A 1084-nucleotide genomic window follows, 5' to 3' on the forward strand; every position below is an offset into this window, starting at 1 on the left:
GCGTCGCTGGGCAGCACTGGAGTCTTGCCGTCGGGATTGGTGGCGGCGTCTTGGGGACCCACAAGGCCGGCATCGGTAGCACCGGCATCCACAGGAGCTTGCGGCACGGAGGCGTCGCTGCGGCAGCCGCCGAGGACGTCGATCGGGACGGTTGCTGGCACAGCGGCATCGGGACCGATGCAAGACGTACCGATCCTGGGGCACAGCCATTGCCAAGGCTCGGCGCAGGCGGTGGCGAGTCTGCTGGGCGAGGGACACGCCAGGCCCTTGACGCTGCGAAGCTTCATCAAAGGTTTGAAGCTCTTGCCTCCGTCCTCGGAACGCCCCAGCTGGAACCCGTGCGCTCGCTCGCTCAGGCATGCGTACAGGCCGCGCCGGGTCCAGGTCAGGCACTGCACGACGCCGTCGAAGACCTTGCGGAATACCAGGTCGCTTGTCGACGCCCTCCAGATACCTAGCCGATCGCAGTCGATGTTGCGGGGCCTCGGGGGCAAGCCGAAACCGATCGCGAGCTCGCTCCCGTCGGGCGACAGCGCAAAGCCAGCCATCACGGCGCGGCCATCGAGGACGTTCTTCCAGTCGTGCCCGCCGTTCGATGAAACCAGCAAGCGGTCGTGCCCCTGGCCGTAGACGCGCACGTAGACGGTGTTCGGGTCGGCCGGCGCGACGGCCGAAAGGTAGGGAAGACCGAACAGGCCTGTATGAGGCACGGGCAAGACGCTCCAGGTGGCTGCGCGGTCGTTGCTTCGCAAGAGCACGCCCTGAAACTTGGATCCGGAGCGATCCAGGGCGCTCACGTAGACGCGCGTGCGGTCGCCGGGTGCCGCATCGAACGCCGTGGGCAGCACGTCGAGCTGCGCTGGCAAGGCCGGGCCAAGCTCCTGCCAGAGCGTGCCGTTGTCGCTGGTGTGCCATAGCCGGTGCAGGAAGCTGCGATCGGGTTGCTGCTTGGTGGCCAGTGCCAAACCATGCGCTCGCTGGGCAGGATCCACGGTGACGTCTATGATCTCCATGTCGCTCACGCCGCCTCGAGCGAAGCTCCAGCTGCAGCCGTCTTCGGAAGCCAGTGCCAGACCGCCGAACA

1 protein-coding gene is annotated in these 1084 nt (G+C 67.0%); it reads right to left on the minus strand.

Annotated features, from left to right (window positions below):
* Positions 1–1084, minus strand: a 1084-nt coding sequence (locus MJD61_18255) for a hypothetical protein (GenBank protein ID MCG8557205.1), incomplete at both ends; no start/stop codon positions are given.

The sequence above is a fragment of the Pseudomonadota bacterium genome (assembly GCA_022361155.1).
Taxonomy (GTDB): domain Bacteria; phylum Myxococcota_A; class Polyangia; order Polyangiales; family JAKSBK01; genus JAKSBK01.